Below are 24,157 nucleotides of genomic sequence, written 5' to 3'. Positions count from 1 at the left end.
AAAGAGCTAATTAAGCAAATTTTCCCTTACCCATTGTGGTATCTATCCACGCCATTGCGATAGCCGCTTTCGCTTGACTCTCCAGATTTTCAATAAAACCATTATCACCGGCGATCGGGGCAAAACTACTCATTCCCTGAATCAAGGAATCCACCGCATTATCTGATAATGCCGTAAATTTACGCTCGCCTGATACGTCCTCATTACCCATCTGTATCACCAACTTGGCGCGATTGCCATTAAAGTAATCATTAAAGGTAACCGAACCTACCGATTCAAATATTCCCTGAGCGGTGGTGTCCTGAATTTGACGATCCACTGACAGCACCAGATCATACCCACTGCGCTGGAACCACAGGTTTTGCCAGTCAATATCACCATTAAACAGGATCATATCTTCCGCGCTGATGTCATTGACCAACGTATCAATCACCTCGCCACTCACGACAAAACTGTCTACACCCGTTCCTCCTGGAAATTGTTCCGATAACCACCTAATACCAGAAGATCTTGCCCCTCACCGCCGTCAAATTGGCTAAATTTCGAAATAGCATCAGCTATCAAGTGATCATCACCTTCTCCACCATTAATCACTGCATGGTAGCCCATCAGCTTAATCACATCGTTGCCAACGCTACCCTCAATCCAGTTGCTATTACCAAATACTCTGGCAAAGTCATCCCCTTTAGCCAGATTAACCTGATTATTATTACCGATAGTCACCGCATAATCTTGGTCTTCCCCGGTATCTACCCGGTTGCTATTACCCGAAGCTACTACATAATCTTGCCCATTACCGACATCAATAAAACCATCTTCACCAAAGACAAACGCCTGGTCATTACCTTCACCCATAAATAGATGGTTTATACGTCCAGCCATCACCGAGGTATCATCGCCAGTACCGCCGAACATCATATTTTCACGCCCCATTAAGATGCCTAGATCGCGACCTTCACCACCGGTATAGATATTAGATATGCCCATTGCATAGAAAACGTCATCACCGCGACCACCCCAGAAGTTGTTGTTATCTCCCAGATAAGCACCAAGATCTTTTCCGTCACCGCCCCAGTTAAAGTTACTGTTACCCAACGACACGTGAATATCGCCATCTCCCTGTAAATGGCCGCTATTACGCAGAAAATCAAACGTTTTCTCTTCCATATTAAGCAAATCAGCCGTTAGATTCTCTTTAAGATTGGTGACTAATGATTTCATTTCTGTTTGTTTATCTTTACTGAATATCGTCGCAAACAGGTTAGGCAAGTTCAATGCATTAAAACCAAACATTCGTTCCGGGTTGTTATTGTCAGTCGCAGACAAGTTGATTTGCACTTTTGCAATCTCGCTATTCGCTGTTGAAACCTGCTGTTTTCCCTCAACCTTTTTCTCTTTTAAGCCATGACTTTCGACAAATGACCTCACACCCTCCGCGCCCATACTGATGCCAGATCGCAAATCATCAAGCCATTTATCTGGATGAATAAACGCTTTCAGTTGTTCTCCACCGAATCCCCCAATAATTTCAACCAGCTCTTGCAGAATAGCGACTCTATCAACAGGCTCCCCGGTACGGGAGACCATGCGCCCCTCAGCGGTGTAATCTACGCCAAAGATATCGGCAAAGGTGGTATCCGCTCCAATCTCCGACAACCGACCAAGCAGCCTGTTCTTAAGCTGACGCGGTAAATCGTGCGGATGATAGGTGAAGGTGGTCTTTGTCAAACCTGTTGCCGTAACCTGCTGCGTCATCAAACCAAACAATGAACCTAGGTTGGTATCCAGAATCGACTGGATATTGTCGCCAAACATTAAGTTCCAGCTACCCGTTGTCACCTGAATATCCGCCCCCTGACCACCCACCGCAAAGTTGAATGCCAGTTTCTCATTCGCCAACCGGAATTTATCCGCACGACTCATATTGTCAACATCAGCACGGTTGCCCGTGTTGCTTAACCACTCGTTATACTTTTTATTCAGGGTTAATTCGATATCATCTTCCAATCCACGGCTGCTACGTCCATTTTGCGAATCCAGATCAAGCAAGGTGCGATAATCCACGCTGCTGGTTTGATCCAAACCAGACACACCCTGAATAAACTTCTTCGCACCAGCTACTGTCCACTGCTCATTTCGAGCGGCTGCCCACATCTGCCCTTCATCAAAACGCGCAATACCTTGCAGTACATCGGCAACACGCGCAGCACCATCAAACGGATTGATCAATGGCGGCGTCGGAATAGATTTATCCATCATCACAATCAGATCGTTACTGCGACCCATGTTAAAACTCACATTACGATTACCGATAAACATTTGCGCCCCTTCAAACGCTCGATAGCCGCCCATATCGAAACTGTGTTGACTATCACCATCACCGATGTGAACCATCAGGTTATTGTCACCAAAAGCCAGTGATTTAAAACCACCAGCACCCACTTTAATACCGACATTCGAGGTTCCCCAGTTGAGCGCGGTAAATTCCCCCTCTCCCACATTGATCTGAATATTGCCGGAATATTCCCATTGATGAGTATTCGATGTACTACCTAAATGACTACTTATTCTGGCCCGGTGTTTCTTCGGTGCAGTGAAAACATGCGAATTATTCGCAATCGCCCCTCTGACTGATTCATCTGAACTGGCTGCCCCAACGTGGGGAAGATTGATATCACTTTCAGCAATACCGCGTACTACCCTTTCTGTATTACTCGTCAGTTCCCCCTGCGGGTTCCATCTGAATACGATTTTGTTATCGGGCAGGTTGTTAACCCATTGGTTATTTCTGTCACGAGTAAACTTACGGCCCGTTACATCAACCGCCACTTCACTACGGCGCGCCGAAACATCACTGCGAATACCTTGCTTATCTAGTTCCATGATAAAACGACGTGCAAAGCCGTCCCGTTTATCATCACTGATCAGCGCACAACCGACGATACTGATGTGGCTGAGTTTCTCCATGTGACCAAAATGCTGGCTGAACTGCTTTAGTTTTACTGCCAGCTCATCGGCACGATAACCACTCAGACGACTGTTATTCTGCTCTGATTCACCACGGCCGTGACCTACAATCTGCCAGCGTAACTTGCCCGATAATTTAGCAGGATCGCCATAGACCACACGATATTTACCATCAGCATCAAGTTGAACAATGACACTAGAACCCGGATGTTTCCCCGCAAGATTAGCCGCAGCTCTGGCAACAACCGGATCATTTTCTATCTGAATAATAATCTGCCCACTAAAACGCGTTTCGCGGTCATCAGTTTGCGGTGTGACAGTCACACGTTCCCAAGCATCGACATTTTTGTTTTTAATAACGTCACTCGATGACAATCGTTCCAACGTAGAGGACGGCAGAGACGCTTCGCTATCAACCGGGGCTTTAAATGTCAATTTACTTACCGTCGAATAAGTCAGTACTTTGCCGATATTCAACTGCACAAAGTTGACAGCTTGCTTAAAGTTATTATCTGCAACTTCAACCAGGATTTTCTCACCCTGTTTAGTCGTCACTTCTAACGTTATATGGTTTTCACGGTAATCAACTACACGTCCAGTCACCCCTGAACCCAAAGTAAAAATCTTATTTTGTTCTTTTAATGCTCGCAGTATGTAGCCCTGTTCACCATCACGCGCCGTTTTCCAGATACCGTCATATTTCGCAATGCTACCCTCTTCAAACCGATTGAATTGAACATAGAAGCTTTGATCCCGCTGTTCACTCGCCTGAAAGTTATAGCTGGTCAGGTAACCTTTATGAAAAGAATCCATAAAACGACGGAAATCATCATAGTTAGCAAACGATTTGGCGCCAAAATTAGGATCATAGAATGACCAAACGGTTTGCGCACGCTCTTTATGTACCACCACTGACTGGCGTGTCACGGGTATTCACCACGGTAAGAGAGAAGCCAGCCGGAAGTGATTCCGGCTTTTTACTGTTTAAGGGAGAAAACAGAATAAAATAGCAAAAAATATATCTTATTTATATATTTTATATGAATTTTATATTTTTCTGTATTATTTCTTTGTTTATCCTTTTATTTATTTTATATTTTTGTGTTTTTAATTTATATATTTAACATATAATATCAACCCTGTAAAATATTTATTTTAAGCGTAAAAATAACAAAGCCGGAAGATCACGGGGAGCTTCCCGGCTTTTTCATGATTATATGTTTTCTATGTCAATTATCTTTTAATACCATTGGATTAAAAACGACTATTTTTTTATCCTTAGTAACACCACATGGCATAAAACCTTTTTTAAATATGGAGAATACTTCCTCCAATTTAGAATTATTATTAAAAGAAAATAAATATCGATAAATACTAATCATATTTAACATATAGTGACACTCATCGCCAACTTCTTCTAAGAAAGAATCATATTCTGCGTTATCAGCTAATCCTTGTTTTTTTCTCATCAGATATAATTTTCTCTTTCTGATATTTTCCTTTACATAATCCTCAGTTGATACTTTAGTTCTATCAAGAATATCTTTTTCTGCCTTTTTATAATCATCATGAAGATAAAACTCAGATACAAGTTCAGAAAAAAAATCGCCCCAAATTATATATGAACTCATAATATCTTGATCAAAAAGAAGTTTCATAGCATCATCTTTATCTTCTATAATTTCATACTCTTCTAATTTACCAGAAGAGCCTGAAAGAAAATCAGAGCTTTTAAAAAATATCATTGGCTCCATATAAAAATCTATTGTTTCATTCATTGATATCACCCTAATATTTCACTCCAACGATAAAATACTCTTTTCCTGCCTATTTGGTTAATATCTTTAACAAATATTTTCGTGTTATGCATATCTTTAGATCTTCCGTCCGCCATTCCTTTTTTAGCTATATTTTGTATGTTGGCTACTTGTTTCGATATAGCTTCTTTTGATTGTTTAAGATCTATTTTATCTAAAGCGTTCCTCATTGCATCTGTATATCCATGATGGTTGCCCTAATGTCTTGCCATTGCACTAACCCGTCGGCGTTGGCGTGGCATGGGTATTCACCTCGGTAAGAAAGAAGCCAGCCGGAAGCAATTCCGGCTTTTTGCTGTTTCAGGGAGAAAACAGAATAAAATAGCTAAAATATAGCCTATGTATATATTTACCATGAATCTTATATTTTTCTGTATTATTCCTTTGTTTATATTCTTATTTATTTTATATTTTTGTGATTTTAAGTTATATATTTAATATATAAGTCTAACCCTGTAAGCTATTTGTTTTAAACATAAAAATAACAAAACTGAAAGATCACGGGGATCTTTCTGGCTTTTTACTATTAGCTTAGGGTAATTTTATTTTTCCTTTTTTGATATTAGTTTTAATGCCGTGCCTAAAATCTGCACAATAGTGATTCAAGACTTCATCTAATTTAATTGGCTTTATTCTTTTGATATTTTCTTTACTGAATTTGTTAGCTACTTTTTCTGAAATAAAGATAAATCCTGCTAATAAAGTAGTCCGTATTGAAAAAATATCATAATTTAATGATTCATTATGAAAAGACAATTTATGAGGCATTAAACTTCCATATTCATCTTTTTCCAATATTGAATTTTTTTCATTCAGAAATAACTCCTTGTCAGTAAAAAAAAGATAATTTAATGAGCTATTGATAGTTTTTCCATCTTTAATAGATGTCGCAATTAATTTTTTTAAAACATGATCGCTTAATTTAAACTCATTGATAATATCGAGAAATCTATCAGATAGGATATGAGCCATATTGTATTGATAATAATTAAACCCCAATTTCCCAATATTTTATTACATAACAAATACAAAGTATTAGGGCATTTCTTATCTAATAGATAATCAGACATATCATGCCTGGAGCCTTCATAATCCCATTTTTCATTAATTTACTCTCCCACATTTAGTTGTAGATACTTAACCAAACCATATTTTATTTTTCGTATCCATCTGATTATTGTTTTTAAAATCATATTTTCTTCATGTGGATGAAAAGCATCATTAAGAATCATTCCAATCATATTGTCCTGCTCATGGATAAAGAAAATTTCATTTTCTAAGAAATATAACCTTGACAATAAACTGGATTTTTTTGAGGCGGAATTAAACCATTGGATTCATTCTCTTATAAATATACCATCGATAAGATCCAATCGGCGCTGGCTTACCGTGGGTATGCACCAAGATAGATCATCAGAAAGCCGGAAGATCATGGAGGATTTTTCTCTTGTCCTTTGCCACTACGTGCTTTATGGGTGATATTACTAACTTCAAACAAAGCTCCTCTAGCATCTTGACGTGAATGATGCAGATTTAGATGAGCAGGTTTACCTTCCATCATTGCACGCTGTAAGTTAGTTTTCCCTTTGACTTTTAGATCCCAATCAATTTGTTGTTGATAAACATCATATGTATAGCCAGTCCCTTCATTTGTAGTCGAAGTCCATGAAACTTTATCTATAAAGAACTGATTCAACCCCAGAGGGCCAATCTAGTTTACCGGGTTATGACCGGACTCTTACAGTTATCTGACAACGCAAGGTGAGTTCACCGGAACATTACGGACGTTTACCCAAAGCCAACGGACATGAGCCCTGGGTCTGGTTACGTGATGTTCTCAGCCGGCTGCCTGTCTGGCCGAACAATCGGTTGAATGAGCTGCTGCCCTGGCCTGAGAATCGCTTTACTTAAACTCGTTTTTTTTGTCAAGGTGAGATGACCGGACGTTTACTCTGCTCTGGCTTACCGTGGGTATGTACCAAAGTAGATCATAAAAAGGCCGGAAGATCTCGAAAGATCTTTCCGGCTTTAATTAATTTATATTTCTACACTTTATCAAGCCATTGTGCTGCATATTTCAGTATTGTCTCTAAATTTGCAATACCTCCATATCCTTTAAATTCTCTTTCACTTGCCTTTATATTTACCCAATCGTCATCAGTGTTATTTACAATAATATTTAATGGGTTTTTCCCATTTTCTCCTGATATATTAACCTTCCAACCAGGATTATCTAATGTACTGATATCAAAGCCATACTCATGTTCCCACATTCCATCGCATTTAGATTGATACCAGTTTTGAAGGTGTTCAATGATATTATCATTCATTTTAATATCCCTTGTTTTTTAGCTAGCTCTCTAGCTGTACGTATATCTTGCTTAGTAGCAGGTCTGGCTACTTCCTGCTTTTTCAAAGGAAAGCGGTTTCCATTAGGAGCTATATTTATTGGTGAAGTTTGAACATGTGGAGTTGGTATATCCGTTTGGGTTATTTTATCAAAATGCGCTCTACCTCTTAAATCTATATGCCCCATAGTTGTTGGAGTTGAGAATGTCACTGTATTTTTATTAAGTTGATTAGCTAACTCCTCTGCCATTTCTTGAGCATTTTTAGGCTTATTACCAACATCTTGGCAATTTTTACCTGCTAGCCCCAAAGGGTCAATCCAGTTTGCCGGATTATGCACGTAACTGTAAGGATTTACTCCTCCGGCTAAGTTCAACGGGTCTGGCGATAAGTACTGGCCTGTTTCACTCTCGTAATAACGGTGCCGATTATAAAACAAACCGCTTTCCCTGTCTTCGTACTGACCCGCAAACCGTAAATTACACGTCAGGTTCCGTGGGTCGTTGACCGTCAGCACCGGCCAGCGCTCCGGCTCGCCCCAGGTGAGTAATCGCCCTGCCCAGAGCAGTTCTCCCGCTTCGGTCAGGATTTCCCGCACCGTCCCTTGGTGGTCGCTCACCACATAGTATAGCTGACCTTTTTGATACCGTGCCGAAGGGGTCAGGGCGCCCGGCTCATAGAGCCAGTGAATGCTCTGTTCATAGTCAACGGTGCCGTCCGCATACACCGGCGTCTCTTCAATCAGCTGCTCCCCGCTCCACAGGTAATCATAGCCGATTATCGCGGTGGGTTTGGCCGGCGGTCCGGCGGTGTCTGTCTCCTTCCGCTTGCTAATCCGTCGTCCGAAGGCGTCATAGCAATAGCGCCAGCGTGTTCCTTCCGGGCTGATAACCCCGGTCAGCCGGTCGTGCGCGTCCCAGCGGTAGCGCCAGGTCCGCGGCCGGTGACCCCATCGCTGCTCGGTTTTCTCTGTCCGCCGCCCGTTTTCATCGTAGCGATAGGCGCAGGCGCCGTGCTGAACGACCCGGCCAGCCTGCTGGGTGTGGTAACTCTGGCGCAGGTCTTCGCTGAGCCGTTCGGGCACCCGCTTGTGGTAATGGAGGTTCTGACCGGCATCGTACACAAACTGTTCGTCACAGGCCCGCGGTCCGCCAAACTGGGCGGTCACCACCTGGTCGTTCGCATTGTAGCCGTAGCGCGTCTCGTCCCAGAGCGGGTCTTCAATGCAGGCCACGTTGTAGGCCGGGGTGTAATGCCAGCGCCGGGTGACCGCGCTGCCGAGCGGCGGATAATGCGGGTCGGCCTCGTACAGCGTCTGTTTGAACCAGTCTGAACTGCGCCCGGCGGCCTGATGGGCCAGCAGCCCGACCGGGGTGTAAGCCTGTGACTGAATAAAACCGGCGGCGCTTTCCCGCGCGGTTTCCCGGCCCAGCCCGTCATACTGCATGTTCAGCGGGGCATGGCCGTCAAGCTGCCACTGCATCAGCCGGCCGTTGAGGCCGTAGTGCCAGCGTAAGGCGGGCAGGGCGTCTACCTGGCGTCCGGCGGGCAGGCCGCTTTGCGGGTCCCACTGATGGCGGACGGCGCGCCCGTTAATCGTCTCGGTAATCAGGCGGCCGGATTCATCGTATTCAAACGCCACCACGGCGTCCGGGTTGGCGGCGCGGACCAGCCGTCCCTGCGCGTCGTGGTCGTAGGCGGTGACTGACAGTAACGCGCACTGGTCGGCTGCTTCCTGCCACACTTCCTGACGGGTGAGGCGGTCGTCGTCGGTGTAGCACCAGCGCAGCAGCTGGTGATTGGGGTAACGGGCGATGAGGCGGCGCCCGGCCGCGTCGTACTGATAGTCAATCGTCCGGCCGGTAAAATCGGTTTCGCGGATAACCCGGCCGGCCGGGTCGCGGGTGTAACGGTAAGTGTCGCCGGTTGCGTTGGTCACGGTTTTCAGGCGGGTCAGCCTGTCGTAGCCGAAGGTCAGGGCCGAGCCGTCCGGGCGGGTGAGGCGGCTGAGCAGGTCAAAGGCGTCATACGCATAGCGGGTGGTCCGGCCCTCGCCGTCGGTGACCGCCGAGACCCGGCGCTCGCTGTCGTAATCAATCGTCTGCCGCACGCCGTCCGGTAAGCAAATCTCGCTGACACTGCCGGCCGGGCTGGCATGAGACGGGCTGTGGTGATAGCGCGTCTGCTGGTACAGGGCGTCGGTGACCCGCCGCAGCCGGCCCAGGCCGTCGATGTCAAACCGGGTCCGGGCGCCGTCCGGGGCCTGAATTTCACTGAGCTGCTGTTGTTCATAGCCGTAGCGCCAGGCGCGGCCGTCCGGCAAGACCTGGCGCAGGATTTCCCCCTGCGGGCCGTACCGGGTCTCTTCCACCCGGCCCTGAGGGTCGATAACGCTGCTCAGGTTCCCCTGCTCGCTGTAATGCAGTCGCCAGCGGGCGCCATCCGGCTGAGTGACCTGGGTAAGCTGGCCGTATTCATCGTAATCGTAAGCGGTGACGTCCCCGGTGGGCGACAGCAAGCCGGTCAGCTCGCCGTAGGGGCTGTACTCATAAGCCGTGGTCCGGCCGAGCGGGTCGGTTTCGGCGACTTTGCAACTGAAATCCCATTCGGTCAGGGATGCATGGCCGAGGGGGTCGATTTGCCGGGTGACCAGCCCGTCGGCGTTATAGTGATAGCGGGTACAGCCGCCTTCGGCATCGAAATAGGTGGTGACGTTATTGTCATCATCGTATTCAAAACGGTCCTGCCAGTACCCCTGCGGGGTGGCGGTGGCGGTCACCCGGCCCGCGTTGTCATAGTGCACGGTGACATCGGTTTTATCGGTGTCGTGCCAGCGGGTCATATGGCCGTGCGGATTGTATTCATGCCACAGGTGGTGAAACTGAAAGGCGTCACATTCGGCCAGATACCCGTGGTTATCATAGCGGCAGGTCGCCAGCCGCTGGCGCTGGCCCTGATGCAGCCAGTCAATGGCGGTCAGTTGTTGTTGCGTATAGCGCAGCGTCAGTGTCGCCGTGTCGGCATGCGTGAGATGAGTCAGGCGGTGGTGTTCGTCGTAATGAAAGACGGTCTGATTGCCGTTGCGGTCTTCTATCCGGGACAGGCGGCGTTTATCCCCCTGGACCTCGGTAAAACTCAGTATCTGCTGGGTGCGGCGGTTAAACAGGCGCAGCTCGCCGCTCAGTTGCCCGTACAGCAGATAATGGCCGGCATGGAGGTTGACCGAGAAGACGTTGTCCTTTGGGGTATGGAAGGTGTAAATCACCCCTTCGCCGTCGGTGAAATGGGTTTCCTCGCCGTCGCGGCGCAGGTGTTGCGACCAGTCATCGGCCCACTGGGGGCCGAACAGCCCGGCGAGATTGGCCGTCGAGCGGTAAGTGCGGTTCAGGGCCAGCGGCAGGACGCCCGGCAGGGCCAGCACCGGCCAGACCTGCAAGAAGTCGCCGGTCGCCACGTCCACCGGCTCGCCGGCTTTGCTGCAAAGCTGACTGTCACAGCCGGTTTTTTTCACCGACGGGGCGGGTTCCGCCCCGGATTTGGCTTTGCCGCCGTTGCTTTTCCGGCCAAGCGGCAGCGGGAGCAGGCCGGCAATGGCGACCAGCCAGCGCAGGTCTTTGTTGCTGGCGGTCAGGATAGTCAGGGCATCGCCGGTTTGCGCGGTGATGGCAATCGAGGCGGCGGCGCTGTTGATATTGGCGTCACAGGCGGTGCGGTGGCCCAGCCGGGCAAGGGGCTTGCCGTTGACGAACACGGTTTTGGCGCCTTCGGCAATCACCACCGGGCCGGGGTGGTCGCTGCACATAATTTTGTCGCCCTGCCGGGCCGCCGGCCGGCCTTCAAAAAAGACATTGGGCGAGCCTTCGATAATCTGGCCCGTATTCGCCCCGTACTGCCCGAGCGCGGCGCCCACGGACGAGAGCAGCCCGCCGACAAAGCCGCCGGCCAGTCCGGCCGCTGCCCCGGCCACCACGGCCATCGCCAGGCCGCCGGTCGCCACAATTAACCCGCCGACGGCGACGGCCGCCAGCGCGCCGAACACCACGCCGCCCAGCGCCCCCCATAATCCCAGGCTTTTATTCTGGTGGGCAATGGCATCCCCGAGCCGGGCCGGGGCCTGGCCTTCGGTGGCGACCGTGCTCTGGCCGAAAAAACCCATCACGCCATGCGTCAGGCTGTCGCCGATATCATTGCCTATCTGCGCCCCCAGTTTCCCGGCGGCCACCCCGGCGACCAGCGGGAGGACGGCGTGAGCGCCGCCCACTGCGGCGGCATACGTTATCGCGGCTGCCAGAGAATGATGCTGAAAATCCTCACTTTCCAGATAATTCAGCGCCGTATCGGCCGAAGCGCTGCTTTCGGTCTGCGGGGGCGCATTATCCGCCGGGGCTGCCCCCGCTCTGGTTGTGCGCTGTGCTGCGCCGGCCCCCAGCCAGGCCATCATCAATACGCTCATGACCCCTCCCGGACACTACGGTTCATCACTCAGACGGGAATGAAATGAGGTCATCATGGTGAGTATCTGCTTTAGCTGGGAGGGGGGGATGTTGCACGTTAGCCTGCTGACACGCTGAGCACTCAGGCGGCCAGCGATTTGTCCAGCGCTAAATTGTCTGCATGGTTTTTTTTTGAATGGCATCTCGCTTCCCTTATCATTTTACTGTTTACAACGCACAGCACAGCGGTCCGACGGCGCGTAGTTATAAGTTACCCAAGGGTTAAAGAGTTCCGGGCAAGTTACGTCAGACCTATAAAGGTACTGGCAGTCTGTTGCTGATAGTCTTATTGATAACCTGTATTGAACAGGCAACATCGGGGATATTCCATTGCTGTTAAGATAACTGAACTGATAAGTAGTTTTATTTGTTTAATATCCAGTCAGGAACATATAATAAAAAATTCATGTTGTCCCGCCTGTTTGTGTGATTAACATTTGATTAATTTAATAAATGTGACATAAATCCCAAATTTTTTAATCCACGGCGTTAATCCAAAATCCGATTTAAGTGAAGCTCAGGTTAATTAACAATAACCACCTTATTTTCAAATAAAATAGAAAAACTTAATAAAGTAGAACAAAAAAATGGCCCACCGTTTTGCGAGCCATTTTGACTTTTATACCAGCTAATTACCGTAAGTTAATTAGGCAAATTTCCCCTTACCAATCGTGACATCGGTCCACGCCGTTGTGATAGTTACTTTCGCCTGACTGTCCAGACTCTCAATAAAACCATTATCACCCACTGTCGGGGAAAAACTACTCATCGCCTGAATCAAAGAATCCACCGCATTATCTGACAGTACCGTAAATTCACGCTCCCCTAAGGCGTTTTTATCACTCATCCGAGTCACCAATTTGGCGCGATTGCCATTAAAGTAGTCATTAAAGGTAACCGAACCTACCGATTCAAATCTCCCCTGAGCGGTGTTGTCCTGAGTATGGCGATTCACTGACAGCACCAAATCATACCCGCTACGTTGGAACCACAGATTTTGCCAGTCAACACCGTTAAACAGAATCATATCTTCTGCGCTGATATCGCTCACTCGGTTATCAATCACCTCTCCGCTGACCACAAAGCTATCCACACCTGCACCGCCCCGGAAATGGTTCTGATACCCGCCTAACACCAGCAGATCCTGACCTTCACCACCATCAAATTGGCTGAACTTCGAAATAGCCGCGGCTATCAGATGATCATCGCCTTCGCCGCCATTAATCACCGCATGGTAGCCCATCAACTTAATCGCATCATTGCCGGCATAACCATCGATCCGGTTGTCATTACCAAATACTCTGGCAAAGTCATTTCCTCCACCCAGTTCGGCCTGATTATTATTACCGATAATCACCGCATAATCCTGACCTTCCCCGGTATCCACCCGGTTATAATTGCCGGAAGTGACGACGTAATCTTGCCCGTTACCGGCATCAATAAAACCGCCTTCACCGAAGACAAACGTCTGGTCATTGCCTTCCCCCATAAAGAGATGATTAATACGCCCAGCCACTACCGCGATATCATCCCCTTTACCGCCAAACATCCAGTTTTCACGCCCCATCAGGATGCCAAGATCATTGCCTTCACCACCGGTAAAGATATTGGAAGTCCCTAACGAGTAATAAACATCATCACCGCGGCCCCCCCAGAAGTTGTTGTTATCTCCCAGATAAGCGCCAAGATCTTTACCGTCGCCTCCCCAGTTAAAGTTATAATTCCCCAGCGATACATGGAGATCACCGTCACCGTGCAAATGGCCACTGTTACGCAGAAAATCAAACGTTTTTTCTTCCATATTAAGCAGATCTGTCGTCAGGTTTTCTTTCAGGTTAGCCACTAACGATTTCATCTCTCGCTGCTTCTCTTCGCTGAATATCGTTGCAAACAGATTAGGTAGGTTAAGCGAATTAAAACCAAATACGGGCTTGGGTTGATTATTAGTCTGAGCATTTTCTTCATTGATACTCATCGAAGATCCTGATTCCTGACGCTCATCGGGAGCTTTCTCCTCCAGACCATGACTCTCGGCAAATGATCTGATGCCATCCTCGCCCATATCAATGCCCGCCTCCAGACTATCAAGTAACTTTTCTGGATTGGTAAAAGCTTGTAGTTGATCACCACTAAATTCCCCAATCACTTCCAGCATCTCTTGCAGAATCGCCTCACCATCAACCGATTCGCCCGTGCGGGAAATAATTTTCCCCTCTGCGGTGTAATTCACGCCAAAAATATCCGCTAAGGTGGTATCCGCATTTACACTCGCTAATCGGCCGATCAGTTTATTCTTAAGCTGACGTGGCAAGTCCTGTGGATGATAGGTAAAGGTGGTCCTCGCCATGCCTGTTGCTGAATATTGCTGCGTCATCAGGCCAAACAGTGAACCCAAGTTAGTATCCAAAATCGACTGGATATGGTCACCGAACATTAGGTTCCAGTTACCGGTTGTCACCTGGATATCCGCGCCTTGACCGCCTACAGCAAAGTTGAAGGCCAGTTTTTGATTGGCCTGACGAAATTGCTCTATTCGACTTATTTTGCCCATACCCGTGCCATGTTCGCCTAGCCACTGATTAAATTTCTTATTCAAGGTCAATTCAGCGTCACGCTTCAAACCACGGCTGCTACGTTCATGTTGCGAATCCAGATCAGTCAATGTGTTGTAGTCCACGTTGCTGGTTTGGTCCAAACCGGACATATCCGCCACAAACCTTTTCGCACCGGCGATGGTCCACTGCTGATCTTGTGCCGCCAACCAATCTTGCTCCTCACTGGAACCGGCAACCCCTTGCAGTACGTGAGCAATACGCGCAGCGCCATCAAACGGATTAACCAACGGCGGCGTTGGAATGGATTTATCCATCATCACAATCAGGTCATTACTGCGGCCCTGATTAAAGCTGACATTGCGACTGCCGATAAACATTTGCGCCCCTTCAAGCGCTTGGTAGCCGGCAATATCGAAGCTGTGTTTACTGTCGCCATTACCGATGTGTACCATCACATTGTTATCACCGAAGGCCAGTGATTTAAAACCACCGCTACCCACTTTAATACCAACGTTCGAGGTTCCCCAGTTGAGGGCAGTAAACTCTCCATCTCCCACATTTACCTGGATATTGCCGGAATAACTGAGTTGATTATTCGATTGATCGTCAGGATCAACCTGAATGGTATTCTCACGTTTCTTTGGTTGAACTAACACTTCATTGCGACCCGTAATCGCGCCTTTAATAACGGTATCAGCTTCGGTATGTCCTACCCTGGAGAGGTTGATATCACTTTCAGCAATACCACGACGAATCTGTTCGGTATGTGCGATCAGCTCATTTTTATCATTCCAATTTAATACGACTTTGTTATCAGACAGATTGTTAACCCATTGGTTATTTTGATCACGGGTAAATTTACGGCCACCGGCATCCACAGCCACTTCACTACTGCGAGCGGAAACATCGCTGCGAATGCCTTGTTTATTCAACACGGAGATAAATCGACGAGCAAAGCCATCCCGTTTGTCATCACTTATCAAAGAACAAGCCACAATACTGATGTGATCAGGTTTATGAATTATCCTTTCACCCAGATTAATTTTCTGATGGAACCGCGTTAATCTGGTCGCCAGTTCATCAGCAGCATAACCACTCAGACGAACGTTATTTTGCTCCGACGCATCACGGCCATGACCGACAATCTGCCAACGTAACTTACCGGATAATCTGGCAAGATCGCCATAAACCACACGATATTTGCCCTTAGAGTTAAGTTGAACCACGACGCTAGAATCTGAGTGTTTACCCGCCAGATTGGCCGCGGCTTTAGCGACAACCGGATCATCCTCCATTTGGATAATAATCTGACCATCAAAGCGAGTTTCACGGCCATCAGCTTGTGGCGTCACCTTCTCTACTTGCCAATCACCGAGTTGCCTGCTCACTTTGTTATCCTGATGAGTATCGTCGATGATCGTAGGTTCTGGTTTCTTATTCTTACCCGATAACCTGTCTAACTCTTCCACCGCTGGACGACTTTGTGGCTTCACCCTGGCATGTTTCTGATAGAATTCCCCAGTTTCTTGGAAAGCGTTATCCAGCGCCTGATTTATCCACACTTTGTTTTCTTCACCGGCAATATCCACTAGATCCCGATAATTGGCCGTGTAGCTGTTGAGTACCTGCTTACGTTGTTCATCACCGGTTACCTGTAGTGCCTGATAAACCGCCAGACTTTCGTTGACGGAATGACCACCATCAAATACCAAAAATGCCAGCGTGTTGAGATAACTCTGTCTAGCCGAGAAAGTAGGTTGTTTACTGGCGATATAGTTATTGAGGTGAACCATGATATTGGTTGAACCAGATGCCCCCGTCACCACAGAGTGGCCTTGCGCTAACGCATGATGTTCAAATTCCGTCTCCCATCCGGGGACCAAAATCCGCCCTACGGCAACCTTTCTGCCATACAAAAAATCGTCATGCTTATCGCGCACAGGTTGATAAGGCAGCGCCGTGCCATAGTCGTTGGTCTGTTTGCCCGTAATTTCCACTCTGTATTTAACATCTGCCCCGGCAGTCAGTTCAGAACTGGTCGAGCGGGCTTTGGTGATAACATCCTCATAGAAACGATCTCCTCCAACCTTCCATGCTGCACGCTCCATCCCCATCCCTGAGGTGATTGCCATTTTTACCGACAGAAATGGCACTTTAATCACATCAAAACCGTTATTGACTGTGGTCATCATGGTCTTGAAATTGGCAAAAGTCGGCTCGTCCAGAAATGTGGTTAACTCAGGCGCCCGGCTAAACCAAGGACGAAAGTCCTGATTGATAGCTCTAGCAAAAAGGCGCATCTTAGCCGCAATATGATTGTCACGTACAACCTGATCCGGGTAATAGCCGCTTATCCACTGCTCAAATTCCTGCACCAAGAACTTTCCTGTCCGTTCTGCGGTATCTCTGGCTTCCGACGGTGTCGTTTTCACCAGCTCATAGGCCAACTCCGAATCAAAATGACGGCCAAATAGGTTGTCAATATATTGTCCCGTCGCCTTTTCTTTACGGGCATCAGTCAGTAACTGCTGAGCTAGCGTGTGTAATTCAGGATATGTCTGCAACTGAGTAACCGCATCCTCAAATAGCTTAATGGTTTCCTGTCGTGTTACTTGTCCGCTAAGCCAAAGGTTTTTGGCCCGTTCAACTAATGGCACACCTTCGGGAATAGCTTCTTGTTGCAATCGGCTAACGAAAACAATGAGGCTTTCACTTTCAATTTTAGGCGCTTCCCGTTCCGCCACAGAGTTAATCTGGGTCAATGGCTTGATTTGTAAATCAGTAAGACGATTAATTTCGCTTTGCACGATATCACCTTTCAGACCGACCACACGCCCGAATCCATCAAAAGATACCTGTTGGTCAAACTGTGCAACATGAGCAGGCGATAAACTAACCCCTAAAATTCCGGCTGATTCAGCCCTTTTTGCTTGAAGGTAGGCAACCAATTCCCCCATCTCAAAACGCAGGCTTTTGACTAATCCGCCACGCTTGGCAAATTCATTGGGATCATGCTGTTGCCAATGAGCAAGCGCTTGCTCAAGCTGCAACACATGCTGCTCATCAGGTTGTTCGACCGCATTGCTGAAAGCCTCACGTACTGACGCCAGCGCCTTACTGGGCCGATCGGTATTTATCTGACCAAGATATCTTTTCGTCGAATCAATAAACTGTTTGTTACCCTGACTCAGTAAGAAAGGTTGAAACTCCCTTAGGATGGAAGAATGGGATTTAAGGCTATCTCCACCAGCAACTTGCCCTAACCCTTGCAAATTAATACCCGAAATTACAGGTGCTTTTGTGATTAACTTTCTGGGTTGATTTGAGATAGGTTCCACAACCCTATCGGCTGACGTTCCGGTAAGCAGGGAAATAATCGAAGCGCCGACATGTTCTGCTCGAATATTCCTGTTGACCTGTAATCGATTAATCGCCTGTCGCGCACTATTCAATGCCGCCAAATCTGCGGCTGTTAATGTCAGATCTTCACTGTTCCAGCCGTTAGCTTCCGTTTTGGCTTCTGGATTGATATGGCTTTTCGGTTTCACTACGTCGATTGGTGTATAAGCCTTCCCAGACAAGCCACTACCGGTCGCCCCGCTACGATCTGGTTTTGCATCATCAGCCTGTTTCGCCCCTTTCGCATCAACCTGTACCTGAGCGGCTTTATTTTTCGCTATCGAGCTATCATGTTCACCGCGTTGTTTCGCTTCTTCATACACAGCATAGGCGTCGCTTTCCGCTTTTATTGCCCGCAGACGTTGTAAATCTGCTTCTTTATGTCTTGATTTCGCTTTTGTACGCGCATCCTCAATATTGTCGTCTGAGTCCTTTATATGCTGATAACTTTGATCTAAACCGGCTTCTGATTTGCCAATGGCATTTTTTATTTGTTGTTGGTTATCAATAAGGAGCGGCTGTAAATCAGCTAATTTTTTCTGTGAAATAAATTTGGCGTCATCTAATTTCTCCTGAGTACGATCCAAATATCCCATAGCAAACCGGCCACGCCACTCATCACCCGATTGACCATCGTAACTCCCATAGCCATTAAGCGCATTTAGACGTTGAGTCATGGAAAGCAACTCTTTTGTTACTGCCCTGGACTCTCCACTTATTGCATCACGCTGTAGTTGCCCATTAATATTCAGCGCATTTTGATCTGTTGATTCCAATTGGAATTGTGATTTTGAAATTGTTTTAAGTTGGTCATCCCTTTCTTGCTCCAGAATGCGGTGATTTTCTTCCGCCTTCTCTTTATCACTTAACGCATTTTGTGCAGCGCTGTCCTGTTTTGCATGTTTAATAACCGCATCAGCTTGTGATGATGATTCATTCTGAGTCGAATTAACCTTGTCTCCAATATGCAAGGCATTCTGGATGGCCTCAGTATCAGGAGTCTCTACTTGAGTTACCGTACCGCTTAATTTATCACGCAGATCCGAACTAACTTCATCAATGGCATTCATATGGAAACCATCAATGGCAGAAACTTCAGTTAAATGAATCGCCCCTCGGCCCTTAAGGGTTCCAGAAGTATTCGCCTCATTACCGTGAATCAGATAGTTAATCGCGTAGCTACCTTCCACATTTAACACAGTTTGTTTAATACTTTTAAACAGGAAGGGCAGGTTATTACTTTGCGTGTTGCTTTCTGCAATAGAAAGCGTGTAGAAATCACCATTACCGATCTTAATCGCGACATTATTACGGGCATAAGAGGCGTTAATCCCCAGGCCGTCGCCAACATGAATATTGGCATTGCCTTTACCTTTCATGATCGCAACATTAAGACCATGCCCGATTTTAGTATTAACGTTATATTCACCCCACGCAGCGTTAACGGAAACACCATCACCCACTTTGGTATTCACATTAAAATCGCCATGCGTCGCCGTGACACTTAAGCCATTGCCCACCGTGGTCGTGATATTAGCTTTGCCTTTTGCCGCAGTAACCTGCATGCCGTCACCCACTTTGGTGACAATATTTCCTTTACTCCACAAGGCATTAAAGCTGTCACCGTTACCGACCTGAGTCACAATGTTGGCATCAGCTTTGGCAACCACGACATTGCGCCCATTACCGACCTTGGTAATCACATTAGCTTTGCCCCAAGCGCCGGTATAATCATCACCGTGACCAATATGGGTGATAATATTGGCATCCCCCTGAACAACCGTGATTTCCTGCTCATTACCTACTTTGGTAATGATGTTCGCTTTACCTTTCGCGAAGTTATAACGGTCGCCATTACCCACCTGAGCCAAGATATTCGCTTCACCCCAGACGGCATTAATCCCAGTGCCTTCCCCTACTTTAGTGATGATATTGGCTTTACCTTTGGCGAAACCCACGGTTAAACCATCACCAACATGGGTCATGATGTTACCCACATCGGAAATAAGTAAACCGATTGTTGTCCCGTTACCCACCTTCGTTAGAATATTGCCCTTACCGAATAGCACAGCAGCAGTGGTTGATGATCCCTTATGAGTGATAACGTTAGCCTCCGCCGCCGCAACTACCCCCATAAAATCATCACCCACTTTGGTGACAATATTCGCCTCTCCTAACGCTAACACACCGGTTAAGCCATTGCCGGAATGAGTCATGATATTAGCTCGACCAAACATTGCCGCCAATGTTGTCCCATCACCCACCTTGGTCATCACATTCAGCTCACCGGCAAACAAACCAATACTGGCGCCATTCCCTACATGCGAATAGATATTAGCCTCGCCAACCATCAAACCGAGCGCTAAATCATTGCCCGCTTTCGTCAGGATATTGCCCTGCCCGATCATCGCGGCAAAGGTTGAGCCATTACCAATATGGGTCATCACATTGGCCTCACCGATCATTGCTGCCAGCGTCATGCCGTTACCCACTTTGGTTGCAATATTGCCTTTAGCCAACATCAAGGCAACACTCATTTCATCACCAATGTGAGTAAACACATTGCCGGCAGCTATCATCAATGCCAGCGCCTTACCATCACCCACTTTGGTAAAAACATTCCCCAAGCCCCCCATCAACCCCCATGCATCGCCGGTGCCGGCATGGGTAAAAATATTGCCCGCGCCAATCATGGCCGCAATCGCAGTTCCATTACCCGTTTTGGTAAAGATATTGCCTGCGGCTCCCATAACTCCCAGAGTCTGACCACCACCGACATGAGTCAGCACATTACCTATGCCGAGCATGATACCCGTGATGTCACCGTTTCCAACCTTAGTCAAGATATTAGCGCCGCCTAACATCACACCCGTCGTATTCCCATTGCCAATGTGAGTAAACACATTGGCGCCGCCGCCCATCAGCGCAATAGCACTACCTCTGCCCTTTTTCGTCAGAATATTGGCGCCGCCTAATGCAACCGCCGTGGTACCTGATTTTTCATCATCGTTAAGATGAGTGATAATATTGGCGCCACCAAGCATACCGGCAACCAAATCACCGGCACTAAGCTTAGTCAATACATTGGCGCCGCCCACCAGTACCGAGGAGAGCTTCCCCTTACCGGTTTGGGTCATCACATTAAAACCGCCTGCACCTAACCAATTTGCATTGCCATTCCCTATTTGGCTATGGGTGTTATACCCCCCAAGCATGATAATTCGGCTATTGCCATTACCCTGATGGATCGAGATATTACCCATCGCCAGAAGATGAGCCAGATACCGCCCGTCACCGATTCGAACCAGAACGTTTGCCGCCCCGCCAGCGTAAACATCCATTTCCCCATGCTGACTTTGATGAACCAGAACATTTGCCAGACCTGCGCCACGGAATGTCAGATTGCCCTGTTCACCACGTTTGACAATCACATTGGCAGCACCGGCGCCGTCAAAATTGACATTGCCGCTTGTGACACTGGAAGTAATGACGTTACCGCCCCCGATACCCTTGAAATTAATGTCACCGGTGCTGTCACCGGTATCCGTGGATGATTTCACCAATTCCTGATGACTGTACTCTTCGGTATGGGCTAAATGCTCAGAAACACGGCATACTGAATTCACTTTGTATTGCAGATGGGTTAGCGAATACTCGCCCACATCCATCGAACGATAACCATTTTTTTGGGAAAAATCTTCCGCAGCCAAATTGTTGGTATGATCACCCGCTTTGTACCACGCACTGGCATAATATTGCAGCGCACCCGTTTCAAGATTATTCACCAATTCAACCATCACCACTTTGGTATATGACTCAACATACTTAGCATAGATATAAGTGTTTGGTTGACGGTTCGATTTCACCGCTGAAACATCCAATACCAAACCACCGGAATGAATTGCATGCCCATGCATTTTGGCATCAACCAGCGTGACATCTCCTGCTCTGGCATTAGTTCCACCGGCATAAGTCACCCACTGGTTTTCCTGCAAATCTTCTTCAACAGTATGCTGAATAGTAACGGGTTGATGATGTTCAAAGATTAAATTAAAGAGACGGTAGCCCCCATTGCAACGTATATCGAAAAATCCATTATTTGAAGAGATATTCTGCGTAGCAAGATTATTAAGGTGATTGCCCTCTTTGTACCAAGAAGTGGCGTAATAACCGAGCTTACCGGTTTCAGGATCATTTTGAAGTTGGACCTTAACGAGCTTAGTGTACATTTCATCGGCAAACGCAAACAGATAAGTGTTAGGCTCGACAGTTGATTTAATCCCCATCACCTGTTGGTGTTGGAATTGTTGGAGCCATTTTCCTCCTATTGTCGCTGTCGTTAACACGATCTCTTCCGCTTTAGCGTATTCCAAAGCGCCATCACGAGAACCGCTATCTACACCAATTCTTGCTATTTCATTGTAAGCGCCGGCGCCATCGAAAATAATATCACCATGTGCGACATCAGAATAAATCCGGTTATAACCCCCAGCCCCTTCAAATTCGATATTACCGTGGGTCTGTCCATATTGATCTTGACTTTGGCGCAAGCGTTCAATACGGTTTGATGCCCCTGCTCCATGCAAAATAATATTACCTTCTTTACCCTTACGTATAATGTGATTATCAATCCCGGCACCTGTGAAATTAATATTACCGCTTTCAACCCGCGAACTAATGCTATTTGCCGCTCCCCCACCTTCAAATTTCACATCGCCGTGACTTTTCTCATAGTGATTATACCAGGTACGATCAATTTTATTACCGGCGCCCGCGCCGGCAAAATTTAAATTGCCCTGATTGGTTTCATGCCATAATTCGTTATAACCGCCGACACCGTCAAAAGTCACTTTACCGGATTGCCCTTTACGACTCAGACCATTATAAGCAGCCGCTCCAGAGAAATTGAGATTACCACGGCTCCCCCGGTGATCGATAGCAACCCCTCCCGCCGCGCCAGCAAATGAAATATCACCATTACCACTCTTATCAATACCCGAATAACCCGCAGCGCCATGTACTGATAGATTACCTTCCTTATCCACTATTTTTAAATATCCGGCGCCGCCATTGACGACCTTATTACCAGAATCAGCATAGACCGTCGCCCCAATCGATCCGAGGGTAATACGATCATCTCCTCCTTTAGCATAAATAACCCCTCCTACGCCGATGGCAACAATATTATTACCATCATCATCATCGTAGTATTTCCCAGTAAAAAAATATTCTGTACTACGGTTTGATGATTTACCCATAAATAATCCCTTAATTTAGCTGTGGTTAAATAGAAAACCACTGCATCTGACAGATACAGCAGCGGTTTCGAGAATCTAGTTTTCCGTGGGCAGAGCAAATCCACCGTTCTTTCCACGGAAAAAAATATAATGACAGCCATCAATTAGGTATTATTTATATCATTTTCTCTAATTTAGGCAGATTACTCTAACTCTATTAAGTTATTATTCCTTTGATTATTTACTTTCTAATCAATGAAATTATGAGAATTTTTTATAACTGATATCAGAGATAGTTGTTCGAATTTTTTAAACATATTTCCCCCTCAACAAAAAATTTATTCACAAAGATTAAAAACATATAGTGAAATAAAAAACCAAGCTCAGACACACAATGATCTTATATATATAAAAATACTGTTAGAAGAATAAAATAATATAGAGCAAAAATTCAAAATCAACATTAATACATAAGAAAGTCTGTTTACCCCCCATATATTGCCCTATATCCCCACACTGATGTTAACAATATAAATAAGATAGTAAAGAATAAGATTAAATTACAGATTAGCTTATTTTTTTTATTAAAATTATTAAAAAATTTTTCATAAATAAAATTATTAGCTGGATTAAACCAATAAATACAACATCACTAACTATAATAAGGGACAGCACGCTAGGTGAGGATTGATATATACCCTATGGATTTCAAGATGCATCGCGGCGGCAAGGGAGCGAATCCCCGGGAGCATAGATAACGATGTGACCGGGGTGAGTGAGTGCAGCCAACAAAGAGGCAACTTGAAAGATAACGGGTATAGCTAAGGTTAATTATTACCCAGGCTAAGATGATGGAAATGTTAACTTAAACCTATTTGCGGTCAATAAAAATAACCTGGAAATCACTGAAATAGAAAAAACCAAATTTATGTTAGCGTCGTTCATTAAGTGTTTACTACTTAATCCCAATGAGTGTAACTATTGCCAGCTATCCTTTTAAAAGGGTAGTGATCACAAACAATGAGAAAAACTAAGAGTATATACTTAACACAACAGGTGTAATCTGCTTAGCTTAATCTTCAAGTCACATCAAAAATGTGCCCAAAAACTATCGTTTTTTTCATACTACTGTTCAGCTTTGTTCTTCATCACCAAGAAGAGTAAATAAAATAGTTTAACAAAACAGCTATTAAGCATTAGGACAAATAATTATTTATTCATTGACAACAATGATGATATTGATAATTGCAGGTATAATCTGCACCTATTTGCTATTAATGATGGATGCTTTCCAGCTAAAAAGTGGCTGATATCAGGCACAACAGCGAGCGCAGCAACAG

9 protein-coding genes and 2 pseudogenes are annotated in these 24,157 nt (G+C 46.4%); 1 reads left to right on the top strand and 10 read right to left on the bottom strand.

The features are described 5' to 3' along the window. Positions 1-10: 10 nt before the first annotated feature. From TI10_RS15285 to TI10_RS15265, 6 genes and pseudogenes are all read right to left on the bottom strand, one after another. Positions 11-3,267, bottom strand: a pseudogene (locus TI10_RS15285) (C80 family cysteine peptidase); the annotation flags it as partial. A 929-nt stretch (positions 3,268-4,196) separates the two neighbouring features. Beyond that, complete coding sequence (locus tag TI10_RS15280; RefSeq protein WP_049584280.1) at positions 4,197-4,745, bottom strand: hypothetical protein; 549 nt, start codon at positions 4,743-4,745, stop codon at positions 4,197-4,199. A 5-nt stretch (positions 4,746-4,750) separates the two neighbouring features. Then, on the bottom strand, positions 4,751-4,954 hold the full coding sequence (locus TI10_RS15275) for a hypothetical protein (RefSeq protein WP_049584279.1): 204 nt from the start codon (positions 4,952-4,954) through the stop codon (positions 4,751-4,753). A 361-nt stretch (positions 4,955-5,315) separates the two neighbouring features. Continuing rightward, the gene (locus TI10_RS15270; protein ID WP_074525104.1) at positions 5,316-5,783 is read right to left on the bottom strand and encodes an Imm43 family immunity protein; all 468 of its coding nucleotides are present in this window, start codon (positions 5,781-5,783) and stop codon (positions 5,316-5,318) included. Then, complete coding sequence (locus TI10_RS26680) at positions 5,702-5,893, bottom strand: Imm43 family immunity protein (protein ID WP_139180579.1); 192 nt, start codon at positions 5,891-5,893, stop codon at positions 5,702-5,704. Before TI10_RS26680 ends, TI10_RS15270 begins: the two co-directional genes overlap by 82 nt. Before the next feature lie 320 nt (positions 5,894-6,213). After that, entirely contained in the window at positions 6,214-6,480 is a 267-nt protein-coding gene (locus tag TI10_RS15265; RefSeq protein WP_049584277.1) for a hypothetical protein, read from the bottom strand. Between the two features lie 98 nt (positions 6,481-6,578). Here TI10_RS15265 and TI10_RS24005 point away from each other — a divergent pair. After that, positions 6,579-6,695: pseudogene (locus TI10_RS24005) on the top strand (transposase domain-containing protein); the annotation flags it as partial. 134 nt (positions 6,696-6,829) lie between these two features. On the opposite strand, the gene TI10_RS15260 reads toward TI10_RS24005, so the two are convergent. The 4 genes from TI10_RS15260 to rtxA form a co-directional block, all read right to left on the bottom strand. Next, complete coding sequence (locus TI10_RS15260) at positions 6,830-7,114, bottom strand: Imm53 family immunity protein (RefSeq protein ID WP_049584276.1); 285 nt, start codon at positions 7,112-7,114, stop codon at positions 6,830-6,832. Next, on the bottom strand, positions 7,111-11,586 hold the full coding sequence (locus TI10_RS15255) for an RHS repeat-associated core domain-containing protein (RefSeq protein ID WP_244161611.1): 4,476 nt from the start codon (positions 11,584-11,586) through the stop codon (positions 7,111-7,113). The genes TI10_RS15260 and TI10_RS15255 overlap by 4 nt, the downstream gene beginning before the upstream one ends. Before the next feature lie 15 nt (positions 11,587-11,601). Beyond that, complete coding sequence (locus tag TI10_RS25160) at positions 11,602-11,769, bottom strand: hypothetical protein (protein ID WP_155416489.1); 168 nt, start codon at positions 11,767-11,769, stop codon at positions 11,602-11,604. A gap of 503 nt (positions 11,770-12,272) precedes the next feature. Beyond that, positions 12,273-22,838: an MARTX multifunctional-autoprocessing repeats-in-toxin holotoxin RtxA gene (rtxA, locus tag TI10_RS15250; protein ID WP_049584275.1), complete on the bottom strand. Its 10,566-nt coding sequence runs from the start codon at positions 22,836-22,838 to the stop codon at positions 12,273-12,275. Positions 22,839-24,157: the final 1,319 nt, after the last annotated feature.

Source organism: Photorhabdus luminescens subsp. luminescens, assembly GCF_001083805.1.
Lineage (GTDB): Bacteria > Pseudomonadota > Gammaproteobacteria > Enterobacterales > Enterobacteriaceae > Photorhabdus > Photorhabdus luminescens.
This window is presented reverse-complemented; position numbering and strand designations above follow the sequence as displayed.